The 22807-nt window shown below is 65.6% G+C and carries 23 protein-coding genes; 10 read left to right on the forward strand and 13 right to left on the reverse strand.

The annotated features are described in order from the left end of the window. Window position 1: 1 nt before the first annotated feature. Complete coding sequence (locus tag ACN0V4_RS04405) at window positions 2-781, forward strand: type III pantothenate kinase (protein ID WP_417673396.1); 780 nt, start codon at window positions 2-4, stop codon at window positions 779-781. Continuing rightward, window positions 778-2445 carry a ribonuclease J gene (locus ACN0V4_RS04410; RefSeq protein WP_417673398.1) on the forward strand — a complete coding sequence of 556 codons (1668 nt, stop codon included), beginning with the start codon at window positions 778-780 and terminating at the stop codon, window positions 2443-2445. The genes ACN0V4_RS04405 and ACN0V4_RS04410 overlap by 4 nt, the downstream gene beginning before the upstream one ends. A 74-nt stretch (window positions 2446-2519) precedes the next feature. Here ACN0V4_RS04410 and ACN0V4_RS04415 read toward each other — a convergent pair whose 3' ends face one another. From ACN0V4_RS04415 to ACN0V4_RS04435, 5 genes are all read right to left on the reverse strand, one after another. After that, window positions 2520-4049, reverse strand: a complete 1530-nt coding sequence (locus ACN0V4_RS04415; RefSeq protein ID WP_417673400.1) for a DEAD/DEAH box helicase — start codon at window positions 4047-4049, stop codon at window positions 2520-2522. 182 nt (window positions 4050-4231) lie between these two features. Further along, the gene (locus ACN0V4_RS04420) at window positions 4232-5164 is read right to left on the reverse strand and encodes a glycosyltransferase family 2 protein (RefSeq protein WP_417673402.1); all 933 of its coding nucleotides are present in this window, start codon (window positions 5162-5164) and stop codon (window positions 4232-4234) included. After that, window positions 5161-6171 carry a glycosyltransferase family 2 protein gene (locus ACN0V4_RS04425; protein ID WP_417673404.1) on the reverse strand — a complete coding sequence of 337 codons (1011 nt, stop codon included), beginning with the start codon at window positions 6169-6171 and terminating at the stop codon, window positions 5161-5163. Before ACN0V4_RS04425 ends, ACN0V4_RS04420 begins: the two co-directional genes overlap by 4 nt. A gap of 7 nt (window positions 6172-6178) precedes the next feature. Then, complete coding sequence (locus tag ACN0V4_RS04430; RefSeq protein ID WP_417673406.1) at window positions 6179-7786, reverse strand: peptide chain release factor 3; 1608 nt, start codon at window positions 7784-7786, stop codon at window positions 6179-6181. A 51-nt stretch (window positions 7787-7837) separates the two neighbouring features. After that, the gene (locus ACN0V4_RS04435) at window positions 7838-8848 is read right to left on the reverse strand and encodes a Hint domain-containing protein (protein WP_417673408.1); all 1011 of its coding nucleotides are present in this window, start codon (window positions 8846-8848) and stop codon (window positions 7838-7840) included. A gap of 183 nt (window positions 8849-9031) precedes the next feature. On the opposite strand from ACN0V4_RS04435, the gene ACN0V4_RS04440 reads away from it, so the two are divergent. From ACN0V4_RS04440 to ACN0V4_RS04455, 4 genes are all read left to right on the forward strand, one after another. After that, window positions 9032-9811, forward strand: a complete 780-nt coding sequence (locus ACN0V4_RS04440; RefSeq protein ID WP_417673410.1) for an SDR family oxidoreductase — start codon at window positions 9032-9034, stop codon at window positions 9809-9811. Between the two features lie 51 nt (window positions 9812-9862). Beyond that, window positions 9863-10924 (forward strand): methyltransferase domain-containing protein, encoded by a 1062-nt coding sequence (locus ACN0V4_RS04445; protein WP_417673412.1) that lies wholly within the window; start codon window positions 9863-9865, stop codon window positions 10922-10924. A gap of 60 nt (window positions 10925-10984) precedes the next feature. After that, window positions 10985-12091 carry an ABC transporter ATP-binding protein gene (locus ACN0V4_RS04450; protein ID WP_417673414.1) on the forward strand — a complete coding sequence of 369 codons (1107 nt, stop codon included), beginning with the start codon at window positions 10985-10987 and terminating at the stop codon, window positions 12089-12091. Window positions 12092-12185: 94 nt separating this feature from the next. Then, window positions 12186-13025 carry a GNAT family N-acetyltransferase gene (locus tag ACN0V4_RS04455; protein WP_417673416.1) on the forward strand — a complete coding sequence of 280 codons (840 nt, stop codon included), beginning with the start codon at window positions 12186-12188 and terminating at the stop codon, window positions 13023-13025. A 302-nt stretch (window positions 13026-13327) separates the two neighbouring features. On the opposite strand, the gene ACN0V4_RS04460 is transcribed toward ACN0V4_RS04455, so the two are convergent. Further along, a complete protein-coding gene (locus tag ACN0V4_RS04460; protein ID WP_417673418.1) occupies window positions 13328-14002 on the reverse strand; it encodes a helix-turn-helix transcriptional regulator in 675 nt (224 codons plus the stop codon). 32 nt (window positions 14003-14034) lie between these two features. Continuing rightward, window positions 14035-14340: a hypothetical protein gene (locus ACN0V4_RS04465; protein WP_417673420.1), complete on the reverse strand. Its 306-nt coding sequence runs from the start codon at window positions 14338-14340 to the stop codon at window positions 14035-14037. 222 nt (window positions 14341-14562) lie between these two features. Between ACN0V4_RS04465 and ACN0V4_RS04470 the strand changes: the two genes are divergently transcribed. The 4 genes from ACN0V4_RS04470 (at window position 14563) to ACN0V4_RS04485 (ending at window position 17134) form a co-directional block, all read left to right on the forward strand. Next, complete coding sequence (locus ACN0V4_RS04470) at window positions 14563-14784, forward strand: twin-arginine translocase TatA/TatE family subunit (RefSeq protein WP_417673422.1); 222 nt, start codon at window positions 14563-14565, stop codon at window positions 14782-14784. Window positions 14785-14790: 6 nt separating this feature from the next. Then, window positions 14791-15291, forward strand: coding sequence for a Sec-independent protein translocase protein TatB (tatB, locus tag ACN0V4_RS04475; protein ID WP_417673424.1), 501 nt, complete (start codon window positions 14791-14793; stop codon window positions 15289-15291). Further along, window positions 15288-16163, forward strand: coding sequence for a twin-arginine translocase subunit TatC (gene tatC / locus ACN0V4_RS04480; RefSeq protein ID WP_417673426.1), 876 nt, complete (start codon window positions 15288-15290; stop codon window positions 16161-16163). Before tatB ends, tatC begins: the two co-directional genes overlap by 4 nt. 131 nt (window positions 16164-16294) lie before the next feature. Continuing rightward, entirely contained in the window at window positions 16295-17134 is an 840-nt protein-coding gene (locus ACN0V4_RS04485; RefSeq protein WP_417673918.1) for an ATP-binding protein, read from the forward strand. A gap of 139 nt (window positions 17135-17273) precedes the next feature. Here ACN0V4_RS04485 and ACN0V4_RS04490 read toward each other — a convergent pair whose 3' ends face one another. From ACN0V4_RS04490 to purF, 6 genes are all read right to left on the reverse strand, one after another. Then, complete coding sequence (locus tag ACN0V4_RS04490; RefSeq protein WP_417673428.1) at window positions 17274-18509, reverse strand: LysM peptidoglycan-binding domain-containing protein; 1236 nt, start codon at window positions 18507-18509, stop codon at window positions 17274-17276. A gap of 85 nt (window positions 18510-18594) precedes the next feature. Further along, window positions 18595-19242: a protein-L-isoaspartate(D-aspartate) O-methyltransferase gene (locus tag ACN0V4_RS04495; protein ID WP_417673430.1), complete on the reverse strand. Its 648-nt coding sequence runs from the start codon at window positions 19240-19242 to the stop codon at window positions 18595-18597. Then, window positions 19239-20021, reverse strand: coding sequence for a 5'/3'-nucleotidase SurE (surE, locus tag ACN0V4_RS04500; protein WP_417673432.1), 783 nt, complete (start codon window positions 20019-20021; stop codon window positions 19239-19241). Before surE ends, ACN0V4_RS04495 begins: the two co-directional genes overlap by 4 nt. A 136-nt stretch (window positions 20022-20157) precedes the next feature. Beyond that, window positions 20158-20793, reverse strand: a complete 636-nt coding sequence (locus ACN0V4_RS04505) for an SDR family NAD(P)-dependent oxidoreductase (protein ID WP_417673434.1) — start codon at window positions 20791-20793, stop codon at window positions 20158-20160. Window positions 20794-20908: 115 nt separating this feature from the next. Further along, window positions 20909-21184: a hypothetical protein gene (locus ACN0V4_RS04510; RefSeq protein WP_417673436.1), complete on the reverse strand. Its 276-nt coding sequence runs from the start codon at window positions 21182-21184 to the stop codon at window positions 20909-20911. A gap of 144 nt (window positions 21185-21328) precedes the next feature. After that, window positions 21329-22798: an amidophosphoribosyltransferase gene (gene purF / locus ACN0V4_RS04515; RefSeq protein ID WP_417673438.1), complete on the reverse strand. Its 1470-nt coding sequence runs from the start codon at window positions 22796-22798 to the stop codon at window positions 21329-21331. Window positions 22799-22807: the final 9 nt, after the last annotated feature.

Here is a 22807-nt window from a genome sequence, read left to right on the forward strand (position 1 = left end):
CATGCTTCTGGCCATCGACTGCGGCAATACCAATACTGTCTTCTCGGTCTGGGACGGGGAGAAATTCCTCTGCACCTTCCGCACCTCGACGCATCACGCGCGCACGGCGGACGCCTATTTCACCTGGTTTCTGACCCTGCTGAAACACTATGGGATCGAACCGGACATCACCGATGTGATCATCGCCTCGACGGTGCCGCGGGTGGTCTTCAACCTGCGCATCTTCTCTGAGCGTTTCTTCGGGTGCCGGCCGCTGGTGGTGGGCAAGCCGGAATGCCTGTTGCCGCAGGAGCCGCGCGTCGATCAGGGCACCCGGCCCGGGCCCGATCGCCTGGCCAATGCCGTCGGCGCGTTTGATCGGCATGGCGGCGATGTCGTGGTGGTGGATTTCGGCACCGCCACCAATTTCGACGTGGTGGCCACGGATGGCGCCTATGTCGGCGGCGTGATCGCTCCGGGTGTCAATCTGAGCCTCGAGGCGCTGCATGCCGGTGCCGCCGCCCTGCCGCATGTCGATATCAGCCAACCTGCGAAGGTGATCGGAACAAATACCGTTGAATGTATTCAATCCGGCGTCTTCTGGGGTTATATCGGCTTGATCACCGGGATCATCCAGCGGATCAAGGCCGAATACGGGCGCCCGATGAAAGTAATATCCACCGGCGGACTCGCGCCCCTGTTTCAACAGGGCGAGGATCTGTTCGACCGGTTCGAGGATGACCTCACGATGCACGGGCTGACCGTGATACATCGCTACAACAAAGAAAACGGAGTGTTATGAGCAGCAAGAGACTGATCTATTTGCCGCTGGGCGGCGCAGGCGAAATTGGCATGAACGCCTATGTCTACGGCTATGGCAAGCCGGGGGAGGAGCGTCTGATCCTGGTCGATCTGGGCGTTGCCTTTCCCGATATGGACGGCACCCCGGGTGTTGACCTGATCATGCCCGACATCGCCTGGCTGAAGGAGCGGACGGACAGGCTCGACGCGGTCTTCATCACCCACGCGCATGAGGACCATATCGGCGCCATCGCGCATTTCTGGCGCGATCTTGGTGCGCCGGTCTATGCGCGTGCCTTCACCGCCAATATCGCGCGGGGCAAGATGGCCGAGTTCGGCCTGCCCGAGGATGCGATCACCACGGTTTCGGCCTGGCCCGAAGTGACCACCGCCGGTCCCTTTACCGTGGGTTTCCTGCCGATCTCCCACTCGATCCCCGAAAGCGCTGGCCTGGTGATCGACAGCCCGGCCGGGCGCGTCGTGCATACCGGCGACTTCAAGCTCGATCCGGCGCCGGTGGTGGGCGAGGCCTTCGATCCGAACCTCTGGGCCGAGGTGGCGAAACCCGGGGTGCGGGCGCTGATCTGCGATTCCACCAACGTGTTCTCGCCGAAGCCCGGGCGGTCGGAATCCGATCTCGGCACCCCGCTGGAAGAGCTGGTGCTGGAAGCCCGCGGCATGGTGGTGGCGACAACCTTCGCCTCGAACGTGGCACGGCTCAAGACGCTGGCCGAGGCTGGCGATCGGGCTGGGCGCTCAATCATTCTGCTTGGCCGCGCCATGCGTCGGATGGTCGAGGCCGCGATCGAGACCGGGGTTCTGCGCAGCTTTCCCAAGGTCGTCAGCCCGGAAGAGGCGCAGGATATCCCGCGCGACAACCTGATGCTGCTGGTCACCGGCAGCCAGGGCGAACGTCGCGCCGCCAGTGCCCAGCTTGCGCGCGGCAAGTATCGGGGGCTGGAGCTGAAGGAGGGGGACACCTTCCTGTTCTCCTCAAAGACCATCCCGGGCAATGAACGCGGCGTGATCCGCATCATGAACCAGCTCAGCGAAAAGGGCGTCGACGTGGTCGATGACCACAGCGGTCTCTATCACGTCTCGGGCCATGCCAACCGGCCGGATCTGCAGCGGATGCATGAGATCATGAAGCCGAAGATGCTGATCCCGATGCATGGCGAACACCGCCATCTGCGCGAACATGCCCGGCTGGCGGAATCACGCGGCATCGCCTCGATCGTCGCGGTCAACGGCATGATGCTCGACCTGTCGGGCAAGACCCCCAAGGTCGCCGATTATATCGAGACCGGCCGCACCTATCTGGACGGCAGCGTCAAGATCGGCGCGCTTGACGGTGTGGTGCGCGACCGGATCCGCATGGCGTTGAACGGCATGCTGGTGGTCTCGGTCATCCTCGATGAGGATGATGATCCGATTGACGGCGCCTGGGTCGATATCAAGGGTCTGGCGGAGCTGGGCGGCAGTAATGCGTCGCTCGTCGAGATTCTCGAAGAGGATCTGGGCCAGTTCCTGGCGCGCGCCAATCGTGCGACGCTCACCGATGACGACAAGCTGGAAGAGGGCTTGCGCCGGGTGGCGCGGCAGAGCGCGCAAAACGAAATCGGCAAGAAGCCCGAGGTCACCGTGGTGATCAGCCGCCTCGGCTGATACCGCCGACAGTGGAAACGAAAACGCCCCGGACCTTGGTCCGGGGCGTTTTCCTTTGGGGGTTACCCGATCGCTCAGGCGCTGCGACGCTCGTCGAAACTCAGCGCGATAAAGCTGGGCATATGATCGCCCATGCCGACAACCTTGCTGTCGCGGCTGCTGGTGCTGCTGCGCGACGAGCTCGGCTTCGACGAGGAGTGTTTCGGGGTGGCGGGGCGGCTCTCCGCAGCAGGAGAGGACACCGGCGCCGGCGCCGAAGGAAGGTCCGAAGCGGCAGGTTTCGGTGCCGAAGCTGCCTTCGGTGCCGATTCGGGCTTGGGTGTCGATGCGGCCTTCGAAGTGGTCCCCGATTTGGAGGACGATCGCGACGAACTCGATCGCGACGAGGTTGCCGATTTCGAGCTGGAGCTGCGAGGGCTGCTCTTCTCTTCGCTCTGCGTTGCGGCGGCCTCGAAGCCGGCCGGCAGGTCAAGACGCGGGATCTGCTTTTGCAGCAGCCGCTCGACCGCGTCGAGCAGCTTGTCATCGCGGCTCGAACAGATGGTGATCGCCTTGCCGGCGCGTCCGGCGCGGCCGGTGCGGCCGATGCGGTGGACGTAATCCTCGGCATGGCTGGGCACGTCGAAGTTGATCACATGGCTGACGCTCGGCACGTCGAGCCCGCGCGCGGCCACGTCGGAGGCGACCAGCAGCCGCAGGGAGCCTTCGCGGAAGCCGTCCAACGTCTTGGTTCGCTGGCTCTGCTCCAGATCGCCGTGGATCGGGGCAGCATCATAGCCGTATGTCTTCAGCGACTTGGAGACGACATCCACGTCCATCTTGCGATTGCAGAAGATGATCGCGTTGGTCAGCTTGTCGCCCTCGGCGTCGATCAAGGCGCGCAGCAGCGCGCGTTTCTCGCTGGCTTCGCGGTCCTTGCGGCTGGCCTTGAACATCACCACGCCCTGTTCGATCGTCTCCGAGGCGGTGGCCTGACGGGCGATCTCGACCCGTTCGGGGTTCGACAGGAAGGTATTGGTGATCCGCTCGATCTCGGGCGCCATGGTGGCCGAGAAGAACAGCGTCTGCCGGGTGAAAGGGGTGAGCGAGAAGATACGTTCGATATCGGGGATGAACCCCATGTCGAGCATCCGGTCGGCTTCGTCCACCACCATGATCTGCACGCCGGTCAGCAACAGCTTGCCGCGTTCGAAATGGTCGAGCAGCCGGCCCGGGGTGGCGATCAGCACGTCGACGCCCTTGTCGATCAGCTGATCCTGTTCCTTGAAGCTGACGCCGCCAATCAGCAGCGCCTTGGTCAGCTTCAGGTGTTTGGTGTAAACATCGAAGTTTTCCGCAACCTGGGCGGCCAGTTCCCGCGTCGGGCAGAGAACCAGAGAGCGGGGCATCCGCGCCCGGGCCCGGCCACGTGCCAGCAGCGTGATCATCGGCAGGGTGAAGCTTGCCGTCTTGCCGGTGCCGGTCTGGGCGATGCCGAGCACGTCGCGGCCCTGAAGGGCTGGGGGAATCGCGCCCGCCTGAATGGGGGTCGGGCTTTCATACCCGGCTTCTTCGATGGCTTTCAGAACCTTGGGGTTCAGATTCAGATCTGTGAATTTCGTCATATGCTACCGCGTTTCGCGGACATCGACTTGGCCCGCGCGTCTGATCAGGGGCCGAACCCGGTTGGTTCGCGCGTCTGGCGCTTGCAGGCCCGTGCTGCCGCATAGCAAAAAGGCGGGCTGGGGTCAAACAGAGTTGCAGATAGATGAAATTTCTCTCTCTCCGCGGCAGCTCAGGAAACAAATCACCCTAAATCAGGGAACTGTTTCTGTAGCTTTTCGGCCAGGCCGAGATCGCACTGATGCAACAGCCCTTCAGCCTGCAGGGCGGCCCGCAGGCGCGGGGTGTCGGCGCAGAGTTCGTCATAGAAGGCGCGTAGCCCGGTCTCGCCTTCGACCTGATGGATCGTGCTCAGCACCTCGTGCAGCGTCAGCCCGCCCTTGTCACGCGCGCGCGCCGGCGCCAGTTCGGCCCGATAGGACCCATGGTCCAGCCGATAGCGGAAGGCCGACAGCCAATGCTCCCAGCTCTTGGCATGGCAATGAAGCAGGCGGATATCGTCGAGCTCCACCTCCGCGGGGTTCATCTCCTCGCCGCGGAAGACGTTGTGAATCTTCACGGTCAGATCGCCCAGCCCGGTACGCACGAACAGCTTGCCGGCCAGATGGCTGAGAAAGCCGCCCTTCACGAAGGCGCCGAAGCGCGGATAGAGCCGCTCCACCACCGCCTCGCGCTCCGGTCCCGCGGGGATGAAGCCCTTGAATCCCGTACCGTCCCCGGCCAGTGCCTCGAAGGGGCGAACCCGGGCGCAGAGCGTTGCCGCGGGCAGGGCGCCCAGCCGCTGGTCGACGCGGCCCTCGGGCCAGAGGAATTCGTCGACATCCATATGGATCAACCAGTCGACCTCGGCCTTGCGGCGATAGATGCGGGTGGCGTTGAAGGTCTGCCGCGCCTGATGCTTTGCTGGCCGCTTGACCCCTTGCTTGCGCCAATAGGCGTCATCACAGGCGAAGGCGCGGATTTTCGGATGCGTCTTCAGCATGGCGAGCGTATCCGGGTCGGGATCGTCGAGATGGATGTAAAGTCGCTGTGCGCCCAGTTCCAGATGATAGGCGGCGAAGTCCAGAATCTCCGCCTTCGGGGCCTTGATGGTCGAGACGATGCCCCAGCGTGTCACTTATCCAACCGATCCTCAGGAAGCTCTCCAAACCAGCGCGCGACCTTCTCGTCGAGATCAAGCGGCGCGGTCACCAGCATAGCATGAGCGGCCAGCCGGTCCAGCAGCCGCGGGGTGGTGGTGTTGATTTCCTCATAGAAGCGGCGCAGCCCGGCCTCTCCCTCGGCTTCGAGTATCACGTCGAGAACGTCACGCAAGCGCATGCGATCTTTCAGTTTTTCGCGATACGATCCCTTTTCCATCCGAAACTGCAGATGGCGGTGGAAATGCTCCCAGCTCGGCGCATGGGCATGGCCCACATGCACCTCGGGCAGCCGTCCATAATTGGCGATCGGCAGGCCCTGGTGGATCACCCCGTGGATGCCCATCCGGATCTGTGGCAATCCGGTGCGGGCGATGTTCTTGCCCCCGGTATAGCCGAGGAAGCCTTCGGGCACATAGGCGCCGAACTCGGGATAGATGTCGGCCAATTCGGTCTTGGTCAGCCCGAGTTCGCGGCGGGTCAGCTTGAAATGCGATGGCCCGCGCCAGGGATCCTCCTGCGCCAGCAGCTCGGCCGGGCGGATGCGGACATAGGCGACCTCGGGGTCGACAGCGGTCAGCAGCTCGGCCAGCGGTTGCGGCGACAGCAGGAATTCGTCGACGTCGATATGGGCCAGCCAGTGCATCTGGCTGCGGCGATAGGCGCGAGAGGCGTTGAAGGCCTGGCGGAGCTGATGCGACCGCTGTGCGCGCTCTGGCTTCTTGCGCCAATAGGCGGCGTCGCATTGGGTGATGCGTACCGTCGGGTGGGCGGCGAAGAACTCCGCCACCTGCGGGTCGGGCTGGTCGAGAAAGATGTCGATCAAGGCCGCGCCAAGGTCGAGGTGATGCGCCGCGAAGCGGGCAATGGCGCTGAGCGGCGCCTTGATGGTCGATACCGTGCCCCAGCGCAGCCGGGCGGGGTCGCGTTCGACCAGATCGGGCGGAACCGGCAGGTGGATATTGGATGGCGCCGGTTCCGTCATTCAGGGATCACACCATCATTTCCTTCGTCGCGCTCAGCGTGAGATCGGGATAATCGCGCTCGATCCGGTCGATGTCCCACTGCAGCCGGGTCAGATAGACGATATCGCCGTCATGATCATGGGCGATATGCTGTTTGTTGGCGTTCACGAACTTGTCGAGCGACAGCTTCGGCCCACTGACCCAGCGGGCCGAGGTGAACTGGCTGGGCTCGAACCGCACCGGCAGGCCATATTCCATCTCGATCCGGCTGGCCAGAACCTCGAACTGCAGGGCGCCGACCACACCGACGATGAAGCCGGAACCGATCGAGGGTTTGAACACCTTGGCGGCGCCTTCCTCGGCGAATTGCATCAGCGCCTTTTCCAGGTGCTTGGCCTTCATCGGGTCGCCCGCGCGCACCGTCTGCAACAGTTCCGGCGCGAAGGAGGGGATGCCGGTGACCCGAAGCTGTTCGCCCTCGGTCAGCGTGTCGCCGATGCGCAACTGGCCGTGGTTCGGGATGCCGATGATGTCGCCGGCCCAGGCCTCTTCCGCCAGCTCGCGGTCTGAGGCGAGGAACAGCACCGGGTTCGACACCGCCATCGGTTTCTTCGACCGCACATGCAGCAGTTTCATGCCGCGCTTGAAGTGACCCGAGGCCAGGCGGACAAAGGCCACCCGGTCGCGGTGCTTGGGGTCCATGTTCGCCTGGACCTTGAAGACAAAGCCGGAAACTGTTGTTTCTTCGGGAAGAATTTGGCGCGGTGTGGCCTGTTGCGGCTGCGGTTCCGGCCCATAGGTGCCGATGCCGTCCATCAGTTCCTTGACCCCGAAGGAGTTGATGGCCGAGCCGAACCAGATCGGCGTCATATGGCCTTCGAGCACCGCCTGAGGGTTGAGCGCGGGCAGCAGTTCGCGCGCCATCTCCAGTTCTTCCATCAACTTGTCCAGCAGATGGGCGGGGACGTGTTCGGCCAGCTTGGGGTCGTTCAACCCCTCGATCTTGATCGATTCCGCCACCTTGTTGCGGTCGGCCCGATCCATCAGTTCCAGCCGGTCGCGCAGGATGTCATAGCAGCCGATGAAATCGCGGCCCTGACCGATCGGCCAGCTGGCCGGGGTCACGTCGATCGCCAGCATCTCCTGAATCTCGTCGATGATCTCGAAGGTGTCGCGGCTTTCGCGGTCCATCTTGTTGCAGAAGGTCAGGATCGGCAGGTCGCGCAGGCGGCAGACCTCGAACAGCTTCTGGGTCTGGCTTTCCACCCCCTTGGCGCCGTCGATCACCATGATCGCCGCGTCCACCGCCGTCAGCGTGCGATAGGTGTCCTCGGAAAAGTCCGAGTGGCCGGGGGTATCGACCAGGTTGAAGCGGAATTTGCCATAGTCGAAGGACATCGCCGAGGCCGAGACCGAGATGCCGCGGTCCTTTTCCATCTGCATGAAGTCCGACCGGGTTCGCCGTGCCTCACCCTTGGCGCGCACCTGTCCGGCCATCTGGATGGCGCCCCCGTAGAGGAGGAATTTTTCGGTCAGCGTGGTCTTGCCGGCATCCGGGTGAGAGATGATGGCAAAGGTGCGGCGCCGGGCGATTTCCGGCGGCAGGGCGGGGCGGTTCGAGGCGGTGTCCAACATGGTCGCGCGTATAGGCGCGCTTTGGGGCAGAGGCAAGAAAATCAGCGCGCTCTACTGCGTCGAGGCGCGGCGCAGCAGGGCGATCGCATCGGGCCGGTCAAGCAGCGATTTCTGCACGTCGAGCCCCTGCGCCTCGCCCCGTTGGTGACCGGGCAGATGATCGCCGATCCGGTTCAACAGCTCGGCCGGCAGGGCGGGACGGGTGCGGGGATCGACCAGCAGGCTTTCGGCGGCGATGCCCTCGGCATAGATGATCTCGTGCCGGTCGAACAGCAGCTGGAAGTAATCGACGAAACCGCCCTCCTGCACATAGACGCTGTCACCGTTGACCAGATGGCGGGCCTTGACCAGAAGATCGGGCCGTCCGGCGCCAAGCGCGTCGCGGCGCTGATAGACGAACAGCCGGTGATCGGGGCTGACCACCAGATCGCCGGTATTGTTCAGCGTGCCGGCGGTGATCACGATCGGGGCGAAGGCGCCGCTGGCGCGCAGCGTGCTTTGCCCGATCCAGCGGATTTCCTGGGCGCCGTCGTCGCGGGTCAACACCCGGTCACCGGGCCTCAGATCCTCGATCCGCACCTGCGCCCCCGAGGCCAGGGTGATCCGGGTGCCCCGGGTGAACGAGACGCAGGCGATCTGGGCGAATTTCACCCGCGCCGCCGCCTGATCCATGCCGACCAGAGTATAATCGGTTTCGGCGATCATCGGCCCCAGCGGTAACAGGTAAATCGCCGCGATCATCCCCTCGGCATCGGTTTCGACCAACCCCAATGCCTCGGTGGTCTGGCCGTCGGGGCTCATGAATTGCAGCGCGCTGTCGAGATGCAGCAACGCCCCGGGCTGGCCGATCTCGCCGCCCTCGCGAATGCGGAAGCTGCCGTCGCCCAGGGTTTCCACCACCAGGCGCTGCCGCGTGGCCGCAGCGCCGAGCTGATAGACGTCGTCGAGCATCAGCTCTTCCATGTCGGCCAGCGCATCGCCCAGATTGGCGCCCTGCACGACACGGAAATCCCGGGCGGGATAGACGGGGATGGCCTGGATCTGGCTCTCGGTTGTGGACACGGGCATCGACCTTTATCAGGGGGATGACATTAATGAGGCTGCGGGTAGGCTGGATTCAAGGCGTAGCCGGAGATTATGGCTAATCCGGGTCAATTCGCGGGTGATACGCTGGCAATCGACTGCGGGCGGGCTAGTATCCGGCGCGGATTGGGCCGCGCCAGTGGCCGACAAGGGAGACTGAAGATGGATCTGGGAATTTCAGGCAAACGCGCGTTGGTCTGCGCCAGCAGCAAGGGGCTGGGCCTTGGCTGTGCCGAGGCGCTGGCGGCCGAGGGGGGCGATCTGGTGATGAACGCCCGTGGCGCCGAGGCGCTGGAGGCGAGCGCCCAGGCGATCCGCGACACCTATGGCGTCGATGTGGTGACCGTGGCCTGCGACGTGACCACGCCGGAAGGCCAGGCGATGGTGCTGAAGGCGGCCGAGGGCGTCGATATCCTGGTCAACAATGCCGGTGGTCCGCCGCCGGGCATGTGGACCGATTGGGAGCGCGAGGATTTCATCAAGGCGCTCGATTCTAACATGCTGACGCCGATCGCCTTTATCAAGGCGCTGGTGCCGGGGATGATGGAGCGCGGCTGGGGCCGGGTGGTGAACATCACCAGCCAGGCGGTTCGTGCGCCGATCCCGGTGCTGGGGCTGTCGAACTCGGCCCGCACCGGGCTGACCGGCTATGTCGCCGGCACCTCGCGCCAGGTGGCCTCCAAGGGGGTGACGATCAACAACCTGCTGCCGGGGCTGCATGCCACCGACCGGGCGGTGTCGCTCGATACCGCTTCGGCCAAGCAGCAGGGGATTACCATCGAGGAAGCCCGTGCGCAGCGCTGTGCGGCGATCCCGGTGGGCCGTTACGGCACGCGGCAGGAATTCGGTGCCGCCTGCGCCTTCCTGTGCTCGCAGCATGCCGGCTTCATCGTCGGGCAGAACGTGCTGCTGGACGGTGGCGCGATCAACCTGACCATGTGATCTTGCGGCCGGGGCGCCCCGCGTCCCGGCCCGTTTCCCGAGGGGCGGATGATGAAACACGACGCGGTTCAGACCTATTACGGTGAAACCCTGCAGGGCAGCGCCGATTTGCAGACCAACGCCTGTTGCACCGCTGGCGAGATGCCGTCGCATCTCAAGCCGATCCTGGCCCGGCTGCATGACGAGGTGCTGGCGCGCTATTACGGCTGCGGTCTGATCGCCCCCGCGGCGCTCAAGGGCATGCGCATCCTTGATCTCGGCTGTGGGGCCGGGCGCGATGTCTATGCGCTGGCGGCGATGGTCGGCGAAACCGGGGCGGTCGTGGGCGTCGATATGACCCCGGCGCAACTGGAGGTCGCCCGCCGACACCAGGCCTTTCATGCCGAGGCTTTCGGGTTCTCCAAGTCGAATGTGGAGTTCCACGCGGGATTCATCGAAAGGCTGGATGACCTGGAGCTGGAGCCGGCTTCCTTCGACATCATCGTGTCGAATTGCGTCCTGAATCTCGCCACCGACAAGGCGGCGGTGCTGCGGGGCGCGCATCGGCTGCTGAAAGAGGGCGGCGAGATGTATTTCTCCGACGTCTATGCCGACCGGCGCGTTCCGGCGGCGCTGGCCGAGGATGAGGTGCTTTATGGCGAATGCCTGTCCGGCGCGCTTTACTGGAACGATTTTCTGACCATCGCCAAGGCCGCCGGTTTCGGCGATCCGCGCCGGGTGGAACAGCGGCCCCTGACCATCGAGAACCCGGAGCTGGAAGCAAAGGTGGCGCCGATCAGGTTCCTGTCGGCCACCTATCGGCTGTTCAAACTGGCGGGGCTCGAGCCCGCCTGCGAGGATTACGGTCAGGCGGTGGTCTACAAGGGCACGCTGCCCGATGCGCCGCATGCCTTTGCCCTGGACGATCATCATGTGATCGAGTCCGGCCGCGTCTTTCCGGTCTGCGGCAATACCTGGCGGATGCTGGCGGAGACGCGCTTTGCGCCGCATTTCGACTTCATCGGTGATTTCTCTACCCATTACGGCATCTTCGCCGGCTGTGGTGGCGACAGCCCCTTTAACGGGCTGGAGACGCCGGAGCCCGTGACCCCAGCCGGCGGCTGCTGTTGCTGATGGCTTGTCCCCGGCGGCGGGGATTGCTATCTGCAGACCATCCGAGGGTTTTCCTCGGGTATGGAACGAGGCCCCAGAGTGAGCGCAGAGTCCACCACCCCACGGCTAGAGATCAAGAACCTGGTGCGTCATTTCGACGGGCGCCGGGTGGTCGATGACGTTTCGCTGCAGATTCGCGCAGGTCAGGTCACCTGCCTCCTTGGCCCCTCGGGCTGCGGCAAGTCCACCACGCTGAGAATGATCGCCGGGGTGGAGATGCAGGACGCGGGCGAGATCTGGGTCGATGGCAAGCTGGTCTGCGACACCGTCTTCCGGGTGCCGCCGGAGCGGCGCGAGATCGGGTTGATGTTTCAGGACTTCGCCCTGTTCCCGCATCTGAACGTCGCCGACAATGTGGCCTTCGGATTGCACAGGGGCACCAAGGCCGAGAAACGCGCACGGGTCGAGGATTTGCTGACCCGGGTGCATCTGATCGGCCATATCGACGATTATCCGCATCAGCTTTCGGGCGGGGAACAGCAGCGGGTGGCTCTGGCCCGCGCGCTGGCGCCGCGCCCCAAGATCATGCTGATGGACGAACCCTTCTCCGGCCTCGACAACCGGCTGCGCGACGGCATCCGCGACGAGACGCTGGCGCTCTTGAAGGAAGAGGACACCGCCGTCCTGCTGGTGACGCATGAGCCGGAGGAAGCGATGCGCATGGCCGACGAGATCGCGCTGATGCGCGCCGGGCGGATCGTGCAGCGGGGCGCTCCCTATAACGTCTATACCCGCCCTGTCGATCGCGCTGCCGTGGCGTTTTTCAGCGATACCAACGTGCTGCATGCGCAGGTGAACGGCGCCTTGGCGAATACGCCCTTCGGCCAGTTTCTCGCGCCCGGGTTCCCTGACGGCACGGATGTCGATATCGTCTTTCGCCCCCAGCACGTCCGGATCGACTTTGACCGCAACGGTCATGGGCCTTTGCCGACCCCGGCCGAAGGCGTGGCCGCGCGCGGCGTGGTCGAGCGGGCGCGCTTCCTGGGTCATGAGAGCTTGGTGGAATTCCGCATGGATTATGACGGCAGCAGCCTGAAGGCGACGGTGCCCAATGTCTTTTTGCCGCAGCCCGGGCGGGTGATGTGGCTGACGGTGCGGCGCGACCGCTGTTTCGTCTTCCCGGCCTGAGCTTTCCGCTCGGCGCGAAACCCTCTGGCGCGACTCTCCCGGCTTGGCGATACTCCTCTGCAGAGGAGGCCGCGACAAGCAGGAGGGTGCTATCATGGATCACATCGGCAGGATGACCGAGGCGGAGCGGGCGCGCATCGCCGAATGGGCGGCGTCCGAGGGGTGGAATCCGGGGGCGAGTGACATGGAGTGTTTCGCCCGCGTCGATCCCGAGGGGTTTTTCGCCGGCCGCCAGGGAGGGGAGATGATCGCCTCGATCTCGGTGGTGAATTACGATTCCGACTTCGCCTTTCTGGGCTTCTACATGGTGCACCCCGACTGGCGCGGGATGGGACATGGGTTGCGGCTCTGGCAGGCGGCGCTGGAGCATGCCGGCGAGCGGGTCGTCGGGCTTGACGGGGTGGTGACGCAGCAGGCGAATTATCAGCGCGCCGGCTTCGATCTGGCCTATCGGAATATCCGTTTCGGCGGAGCTTCCGGGCCGATCGCGCCGGTCGAGGGGGTAAAGCTGCGCCCGGTGACCGCCCCCTTCGAGGCGTTGGAGCGGATGGACGCAAGGGTGTTTCCCGCCCGGCGCAGCGGTTTCTGGGAGGGCTGGCTGGCCGCCCCCGGCCACCGCTCCGTCGCCGCCTGGGACGGCGAGACGCTGGTGGGCTTCGGTACGCTGCGGGCCTGTCGCGAGGGCTATAAGATCGGCCCGCTGGTGGCGCGTGACCTGCGGGCGGCGCGGGCGGTGCTGGGCGATCTGATCGGAGGGCTGCCGCAGGGCACCCAGGTGTTCCTGGACGTGCCCGAGCCCAATGTCGAGGCGGTGCTGATGGCGCGGCAACTGGGATTGCGCCCGGTTTTCGAGACCGCGCGGATGTACCGTGGCCCGGCGCCCAAGGTCGATCTGACCCGGGTCTTCGGCGTCACCACGTTTGAACTGGGGTGAGGCGCGCCGGGAAAACGGTCCAGTGGACCGTTTTCAGCGCCGAACGGGCGTAGCCCCGGGGAAGGCGCGCCGGGAAAACGCTCCCCCCGGAGCGTTTTCTGGTCCGCCTCACTTCAGCGCCGAACCGGCGTAGCCCCGGGCTGCGTTCGCGTGTTCCATCATTGGCCGGAGCTTTCACCACCGATCCTTCGCCAGAAGGCCGTGCTCTTGCCGAAGGGCGGCCCCGGGGGCGTCTATGGTGAAACGCCGCTGGCGCGGCTTGCCTCCGGCGGGGATATTGCTGGCCAGAAAAAGCGCCGCGATCAGCCCATGGTGGCGAGGTAGTCGGCGTAGGTCTTGCCCGGTTCGTCGACGAAGAGTTCCGGCAGCGGCGCCGCCTCTTCGATCAGGTCGACGCGGAACACCCGGAAATCGTCGCGCAAGTCGCACCAGGCGGTGAGCGTCCAGACCCGCCCCCAATATTCCATGTGCAGTGGTCGGATGGTGCGCTCGGTCAGGGTGCCGTCGATCCGCCGATAGCTCAGCCGCAGTTTCTGCCGGCCCTTGATGGCGGCGCGCAGCGCCGGCATGTGGGAAAAGCCACGGGCGGCGTCTGCGAAGGGATAGACCGCGAATTTCCACGCATCCGCCTCGGCCACGGTCTGGGTTGGCAGCACCGCGTCGATCTTGTCGGCGAGCGACAGCGCCGCCGTCTTCAGATCGGGATCGGCCGCCTCGGCCACGATCGCCATGCCGAGGTTCAGCGCCTCGAGCTCGGCGGCGGTCAGGGTCAAGGGGGGCAGGGTGATCGCCTCCACCGCCATATAGCCCATGCCGCGTTCGCCCTGCACCGGCACGCCGGAGGCGATCAGCGTGTCCATGTCGCGGTAGATGGTGCGGACCGAAACCTCGAGCCGGTCGGCGATGTCCTGCGCGCGGTGCAGCTTGCCGTCGCGCAGGATCTGGATGATGTCGAACAGGCGGTCGGTGCGGCGCATGGATCACCCTTGGCGCAACGGCCGCCCCGGCGTCAAGCGGGCATGGCCCATTCCACCCGTTCATGTCGCAGGCTGAGGCTGCCGGGGGCGATGGCGGCGATCAGCGCCGGGGTGAAGTCCTGCTGCGGGAACTGGCGCGCCACCGCCTGGGCGGCGGCCAGGTCACGCCAGATGACATAGTCGGTCCAGCGGCCGTCCTCGCCGCGGCTGAGCTGGCGGGTGACGAACCCCGGCGCGGCGCGCACGAAGGCCTCCGACGCCTGGCTGAGGGCGACGAAGGTGTCGCAGGTGACGCCGGGGGCGAGGGTGAAGGTTACGATTTCAGCGATCTGGGTCATCGGGCAGTCCTTTCCATGTTGCCTGGGGCTCCTTTATCGGGGTACAACTGACATAAACCTGTCAGGAGTGTTTCCATCCTCCGGCGAGGGCGCATTTTTCACCCTCATGGCGGGGCCCGCGTGACCGGCTGTTCTTTTCGTTGGCGGCGGGGCTGCGGTATTCAGAACGGGAACGAACTGGTTGCGGTGCGCCGCGTCGGTTTGACAGACAGGAGATTTATCATGCTGAACAATATCGGCCTTCCCGGCCTTCTTCTGATTGCCGTCGTGGTGCTGGTGCTCTTCGGGCGCGGCAAGATCAGTTCGCTGATGGGCGAGGTGGGCAAGGGCATCACCGCCTTCAAGAAGGGGGTGACCGACGGCACCAAGGAGCTGGAAGAGGATACGGCCGCGGCGGCCAAGGATGTGACGCCCGCGACCGAGTCTGAAAAAGACAAGGCGTAACCACCCATGTTCGACATGGGGTGGTCCGAGCTGCTGGTGATCGGCGTGGTCGCGCTGATCGTGGTGGGGCCGAAGGATCTGCCGGTGCTGTTCCGCAACGTCGGCCGCTTCGTCGGCAAGGCGCGCGGCATGGCCCGGGAATTCAGCCGCGCGATGAACGAGGCGGCGGATGAATCCGGCGTGCGCGACGTCGCCAAGACCTTCAAGACGGCGACGAACCCGCTGGGCTCGGCGATGGATGGGGTCAAGGATGCCGCCCGCGGTCTGACCGAGGGGTTGGGCAAGGACAAGTTCGATCCCGAAAGCGAGACCGGCAAGCTGGCCGCGCAGCGCGCCGAGGACACCAAGCGCATCCAGGCCGCCACCGCCCGCGCCGCAGCGGAACGCAAAGCGCGTGAGGCCGAAGAGGCCTTGAAAAAAGCCGAGGAGGCTGAGGCTGATCTGCAGGCGATGACCGCCACCGCATCCGCCCCCGCCGCTCCGGAGGAGCCCGAGAGCAAGATATGAGCAAGACCGACACTGACGAGATCGACGACAGCTCCGCCCCGCTGATCGAGCATCTGGCCGAGCTGCGCACGCGGCTGATCCATTCCGTGGTGGCCTTCCTTGTCGGGATGGTCCTCTGTTTCACCGTGGCCACGCCGATCTTCAACTTCCTGACCACGCCGCTGTGCCAGGTGCTGGCGGATCGGGGCCAGGATTGCGATCTGATCTTCATCAGCCCGCAGGAAGGCTTCTTCGTGGCGATCAAGGTGTCGCTGGTGGGCGGGCTCATGCTGTCCTTCCCCTATATCGCCTATCAGATGTGGCGCTTCGTGGCGCCGGGTCTCTACAAGTCGGAGAAGGGAGCTTTCCTGCCCTTCCTGGTCGCCTCGCCCTTCATGTTCATCCTGGGGGCGGCCTTCGCCTTCTTCGTGGTCACGCCGATGGCCTATAAGTTCTTCCTTGGCTTCCAGCAGTTCGCCTCCGATGGCGCGGCGGTCGAGGGCGGAGCCGCGCCGCTCAGCGTGGTGTTCCAGGGCTCGGCCCAGGAATACCTGAACCTGACGATCAAGTTCATCATCGCCTTCGGGCTCTGCTTCCAGCTGCCGGTTCTGCTGACGCTGATGGGCAAGGCCGGGCTGGTCAGCGCGGCGGGTCTGGCGGGGGTGCGCAAATACGCGGTGGTCGCGATCCTGATCCTGGCCGCCATCGTGACGCCGCCCGATGTGGTGACGCAGATCATCCTCTTCACCGTGGTCTACGGGCTTTACGAGATTTCGATCTTCCTGGTCCGTCGGGTCGAGAAGAAGCGTGACGAGCGGCTGCGCGAAGAAGGCTATTTCGATGACGAGGAAGAGGCCGATGACGACCTCGCCTACGAGTTCAAGGATGACTAGGCCGAACTGAATACCTCGTGCGAAGGGCGCGCCGGGCAACCGCGCGCCCTTTGTGTGTCCAGCCTCTTGTTGCGGCCGGGGCTTCGTGGTTTGAACCATGCCGACGGATTGGAGGACAAATCATGGCCGATATGGATCAGACCGCGCTCACCCGCATCGCCGAGGCGCTGGAACGGATCGCCCCGGCGCCGATGCCGGCGCCCGACTTCACCTGCGCAGAGGGATTTGTCTGGCATGTGGAGCCCGACCGGCTGGAGCCGGTGGCGCGGATCAACCGGGTGCGGATGGACCTGCTGGTGGGGATCGACCGGTCGCGTGACACATTGCTCGACAATACCCGCCGCTTCGCCGGGGGGTTCAGCGCCAATAACGCGCTGCTCTGGGGCTCGCGCGGGATGGGGAAATCGAGCCTGGTCAAGGCCATCCATGCTGAAGTGGCGGCAGAGCATCCCGATCTGAAGCTGGTGGAGCTGCAGCGCGAGGATCTGCCCAGCGTCGGCCGGCTGCTGACGCATCTGCGCGGCGCGCCGCAGCGGTTCATCCTGTTCTGCGATGACCTGTCGTTCAGCCATGACGACCAGCATTACAAGAGCCTCAAGGCGGTGCTGGACGGCGGCATCGAGGGGCGGCCGGAAAACGTGGTGCTCTATGCCACCTCGAACCGGCGTCACCTGATGCCGCGCGACATGATCGAGAACGAGCGCTCCAGCGCGATCAACCCCTCCGAGGCGGTGGAGGAGAAGGTCTCGCTCAGCGACCGCTTCGGCCTCTGGCTGGGCTTCCATCCCTGCAACCAGGACGAATATCTGGCGATGATCGACCGCTATTGCGCCCATTACGGCGTGACGGTCGACCCCGAGGTCCTGCGCGCCGAGGCGATCGAATGGCAGGCGACGCGGGGCGCGCGTTCGGGTCGGGTGGCCTGGCAATTCTTCACCGATCTGGCCGGTCGGCAGGGCGTCAAGCTCTGAACGTCAGCTGCGCCGTCCGCAGCTTCTTCTCTGCAAAAATACTCTCGCCGAAGGCTGCGCCCCGTTAGGGGCGCATCAGGCGCGATAAAAAGGGCCGGAAACCACGCGGTTTTCCGGCCCTTCGTCTTGGGAATGGGGCTTATTTCAGATAGGGCGCCGGATCGACGCTTTCAAAGCCGTCGCGGACCTCGAAATGCAGATAGGCCTGGGCGCCTGGGCGCAGCTCGGCGAGCTTCTGGCCGCGTTTGACCCGATCACCCTTGTTGACGGCGATGGCGCCCACATTGGCATAGACGGTCAGCAGGTTGGCGTCGTGCCGCAGCACGATGATCGGCACCTGGTCGGCGTCCTGGGTGATTGCCGCGACGGTGCCGCCTTCGGCCGCCATCACCGGGTTGCCGGCGGTGCCGGCGATGTCGATGCCGTCGTTCTTGCCCTTGGAATAGGAGCGGATGATCTTGCCACCGCTGATCGGCATGGCCATGGCGGCCGAACTCGGCTTGCTGGGCTGGCCGACCGAGACCTTCGGCGGCTCGGGCGCCTTGGCGGCGATCTTCTCGTCGGGCAGTGGCTGGGTCGAACTCGGCGGCGGCGGCGTCGGCGATCCGACGCCCGGCGGGGTGGTGTCGACCACGGGCGTCGCGCGGCTGGGGGCGGGCTGATCCTTGACCGGGATCAGCAGATATTGTCCCTCGCGGATGGCGAAATCCGAGCCAAGCCCGTTCCATTCGGCCAGCGACTTCACCGGCACCTGATAGAGCCGCGAGATGGTATAGGCGGTTTCGCCGCGCTCCACCTTGTGGCGGACCGGCTCCACCCGTTGCGGCTGTGGCGCTGCCGCCGGTGCCGGGGTGGCCGCGGGAGCTGGGCTGGCCGCGGCTGCGCTCTGCGCCGGTTCGAGGCTGGCGGTTTCCACCTTCTTCGGCGTGGTCGCGGGCGAGGCGTCGATGGCGCTGCCGGCAAGCGTCGCGATGTCGATCGAGCCGGGGCCGCCGGCGGGCGGCTCCGAGACCCGGCGGGGCAGGGCCATCACCTCTCCCGGGCGCAGCGTGTCACCGGTGGTGACGCCGTTGAAGCGGGCCAGTTCGTCCGGCGGCAGGCCGATGCGCTGGGCGAGCGAGCCGACGGTATCGCCGCGGCGGGCGACGGCGACTTGATAGCTGGGATAGGAGATGATGCCGCGATCATCCGGCTGGGGGCGATTGGCGGTGCCGACATTGCGCGCGGCCTCGGCGGTACTGAAGCCGCCCAGATTGCCGCGCAGGTCGAAGTCGAGCGGCTCGGAGCAGCCAGCAAGCAGGGCAAGCCCGGCGGCGGCCAGCAGCAGGCGGTGCGACGGTTTTACGCCGGCAGGCAGATTGGCGGCAAATGACATCTCGTGGTCCTCAATGCATGTCCCCTGTTTCCCGGGGCTTTGCGGTTCACCTAATAAGGGTCGTGCAGGTCGTCTGCGCGACGGGTCACACATCCTGCCCCAGCCCTTCGAGCAGAGGCACGAAACGCACCGGCCGGATTTCGTCATAGTCGAATCCGTCTTCGTCGCGGCGGACCCGGATCAGGGTCTGCACGGTGTCGGACTGGCCGACCGGCACCACCATGATACCGCCGATTTTCAACTGCGCCAAGAGCGGGCCGGGCGGATCCTCGGCGGCGGCGGTCACCAGGATGCGGTCGAAGGGCGCCTGTTCCGGCAAGCCGTGGCTGCCGTCGGCAGTGATCGCGGTGATATTGCTGAGCGACAGCGTTTCGAACACCACGCGGGCCTCGCGCACCAGTCGGGGGTGGCGATCGACGGTATAGACCCGCCGCGCCAGCTTGCTGAGGATCGCCGCCTGATAGCCCGAGCCGGTGCCGACCTCGAGCACCTTGTCGCGCGGATTGATCTGCAGCGCCTGGGTCATCAGCCCGACCACCGAGGGTTGGCTGATGGTCTGGCCGCAGGCGATCGGCAGCGGCATGTCCTCATAGGCGCGTTCCGAGAAGATGCCGCGCACGAAGGGGCCGCGGTCGATTTCTTCCATCGCGTTCAGAACCCGACGATCGGTCACGCCCTTGGACCGCAGCGCGAAGAGAAATTGCATCTTGGTCTCGGGCGTGGGTCCGGTCATTCGATGGCCTTCAATGCCTCGAGCTGGTCGTGCGCGGTCAGATCGGCGCGCATCGGCGTGACCGAGACATAGCCGTCGAGATTGGCCGCCGCATCGCTGCCGGGCAGGGTGGGCTCGTGCTGATTGCCGCCCTTGATCCAGAGAAAGCGCCGCCCCGAGGGCGAGCTGTGCGGTTCGACCGAAAACCGGGTGTTGCGGCGAAAGCCCTGGGTGGTGACGCGAATGCCCTTCACCTCGGTGGCGGGCACCGGCGGGAAGTTGATGTTGTAAAACAGCCGGTAATCCTCACCCTCGTCCAGATCGGCGGCGAGGATCTTGCGGATCACCTCGGCCCCGTGCCGGGCGGCGGCATCGAAGGGGTCTTCGACCCCGAGGTTGGCCGGGCCGAAATACTGCGACAGCGCCATTGCCGGGATGCCCTGCAGCGCCGCCTCCATGGCGCCGCCGAGGGTGCCGGAATAGAGCGCGTTTTCGGCCGAGTTGTTGCCGCGGTTGACGCCGGAGAGCACCAGGTCGGGCTTGGTGCCCTGAAGCACGTCGTGCAGCCCCGCCATCACGCAGTCGGCCGGGCTGCCCTCGGCCGCAAAGCGGCGATGGCCCAGCTTGGCGATCATCATCGGGCGGGTATAGCTGATCGAATGGCCGACACCGGATTGTTCGAAGGCGGGCGCAACCACCCAGACCTCGCCCGTGGGGCCTGCGATCTCTTCGGCGATCGCTTCGAGAATCTCCAGCCCCGGCGCGTTGATGCCGTCATCATTGGTCAGAAGTATGCGCATAGGTCCCGCCCTGTTTGCGCCTTGATAGCCCCCGGCGCCGGCCGGGGCAAGCAAGCGGAGGCCGAAGCGGGGAAATTGCGGTCCCCACGGCGGCGGGACGGGCGGGGATGCGCGCCGGGGCGGCGCGCGGGGCCTTTCAGAGCTGGGCCAGCAGGCGGGCGGCCTCGTCGCGGGGATGGGCCAGCGTGTCGCGATCCTCGCCGGGGAAGAAGCGGCCGCGCAGCGCGGTCGCCATCGGCTGAGGTTCGAGGATGCGCACATGCGGGCCGGTGCGCGGCGTCTCGGCCGCCCAGCTGCGCGCCAGGGCGATCTGCGCCGCCTTGGTGGCGCCGTAGGCGCCGAAGAACTTCTGCCCGGCGCGCGGATCGTCGAAGAACACCGCCTGACCGTGTTCGCCCAGGAGCGGCGCCACATAGGTGATCAGCAGCGCGGTGGCATTGGCGTTGACCGCCACCGACTTGTCCCAATCCTTGGCGTCGATGAAATGCGCCGGGCTCAGCGGGGCGGCATGGATGGCGGTGTGCAACCAGAGATCGGCCTTGCCCCAGCGGTCATGGATGCCCCGGCACAGCGTCGCCATGGCGCCGGGAATGGTGATGTCCATCGGCGCCAGCGTGGCATTGCCGCCCTTGGCGGTGATCCGGTCGTCGAGATCCTCGAGCGCGCCGGTGGTGCGGGCCACGGCGACGATATGGTGGGTCTCGCAAAGAGCTTCGGCCAGGGCGGCGCCCAGGCCGCGAGAGGCACCGGTGATCAGGGCAATCTGTGTCATGGCCCAGGATCTGCGGGTTTTCCGCAGGTCCGTCAAGTGGGCACGATAGACTGGTAAACAGTTCCTCTGCGGGGACGGGCGCGGCCCCGCGAAGGCAGGAGATCCGGCGCGAGGTTCAGCCGCCGGGGAAGGTGATCCGCCGGCTCTTGCCATTGCGCTGCAGGATCAGCCCGTCGCTGTCGATGGCGACGATCTCGCCCTGCGAGAGCTTGCTGCCGGGGGTGACCGCCTCGATCCGGCCGCCGGGCAGGCGGACCAGGGCGCGGAACCGGCCGCTGCCGCCGGTCAGCCCGATCAGCGACAGATCGTCTTCGTCCAATATCTTCGGGGTTGTGGCAAGCCCTGCCACATTCGCCGGCGTGTCCCCCGGCGCTCTGCTCATGTCGGTCATCTGGTGGTTCCGGGCGCTCTGGGCGCGGTTTGGCTCGATCTCATCTCCGGCCCCGGAATGCGGGGCCGGCGTCGGGCCTATCCTGATTCCCCGGGCCGGAAAACCGGGGGCGCTGCCGGCCGGCCAAAGCCCGCCGGCCAGAGGTCATTCAGCGGCGGGTTTGAGCTGAAAGCCCTGTTCGATCATATCCGCCGGTTCCACAGGATATTCGCCGGAGAAGCAGGCATCGCAGAACTGCGGGCAGGCGTTGTTGCGCCCCCCGGCCTCACCCGCGGCGCGATAGAGCCCGTCGAGCGAGATGAACTTCAGGCTGTCGACACCGAGGAATTCGCGCATCTCGTCTTCCGACATATTGGCGGCGAGAAGCTTTTCGCGCTGCGGCGTGTCGACCCCATAGAAACACGGCCAGGCGGTGGGCGGGGAGGCGATGCGGAAGTGCACCTCGGCCGCGCCGGCGTCCAGGATCATTTCCTTGATCTTGCGCGAGGTGGTGCCGCGCACCACCGAGTCGTCGACCAGGATCACCCGCTTGCCGCGGATCAGCGCGCGGTTGACGTTCAACTTCAACCGCACGCCCATGTTGCGGATCTGCTCGGTCGGCTCGATGAAGGTCCGGCCCATGTACTGGTTGCGGATGATCCCCATGCCATAGGGAATGCCGCTTTCATGCGCGAAGCCGATTGCCGCGGGCGTGCCGCTGTCGGGAACCGGGCAGACCAGATCGGCCTCGACCGGCGCCTCGCGGGCCAGCTCCACACCGATCTGGCGACGGGTCTCGTAAACGGATCGCCCGCCGAGGATGGAATCGGGACGGGAGAAATAGACCTGCTCGAAGATGCAGAAGCGCGACTTCTTCTGGCGGAAGGGGCGGCGGCTTTCGACGCCGGTCTCCTGCGAGATGACGACCATTTCGCCCGGCTCGATTTCGCGCACGAAGTCGGCACCGATGATGTCGAGCGCGCAGGTCTCGGAACTCAGCACCCAGCCGCCGTTCTCTTCAGGGCCGACGCGGCCCAGCACCAGCGGCCGAACCCCCAGCGCATCGCGCACACCGATCAGCTTGGTGCGGGTCATCGCCACCACCGAGAAGGCGCCCTCGACCCGGCGCAGGGCGTCTTCCATGCGGGCCGGGATGTCGCGTTGCAACGAACGCGCCATCAGATGGATGATGCATTCGCTGTCGGACGAGGATTGGAAGATCGAACCGCGTTCGATCAGCTCTCGGCGCAGCGCATTGGCGTTGGTGATATTGCCATTGTGGGCAATCGCCGCGCCACCCATCGAGAATTCGCCGAAGAACGGTTGCACGTCGCGGATCGCGGCGGTCTTGGACCCGGCGGTGGAATAGCGGACGTGACCGATCGCAAGCGGCCCGGGCAGGGTCTGCATGATGTCGGTCGAGGTGAAGTTGTCGCGGACATAGCCGAAGCGGCGGGCCGAATTGAACCCTTGTTCGGGGTCGTGCGAGACGATGCCGCCGGCCTCCTGTCCCCGGTGTTGCAGGGCATGCAGCCCGAGGGCGACGAAATTGGCGGCATCCTTTACGCCCAAGACGCCGAAAATGCCGCACTCTTCGTGCAGCTTGTCATCGTCAAAGGGGTGCGCAGGGGGCATTTGCGGCAT

The organism is Pseudodonghicola sp. (genome assembly GCF_048268305.1).
Lineage (GTDB): Bacteria > Pseudomonadota > Alphaproteobacteria > Rhodobacterales > Rhodobacteraceae > Pseudodonghicola.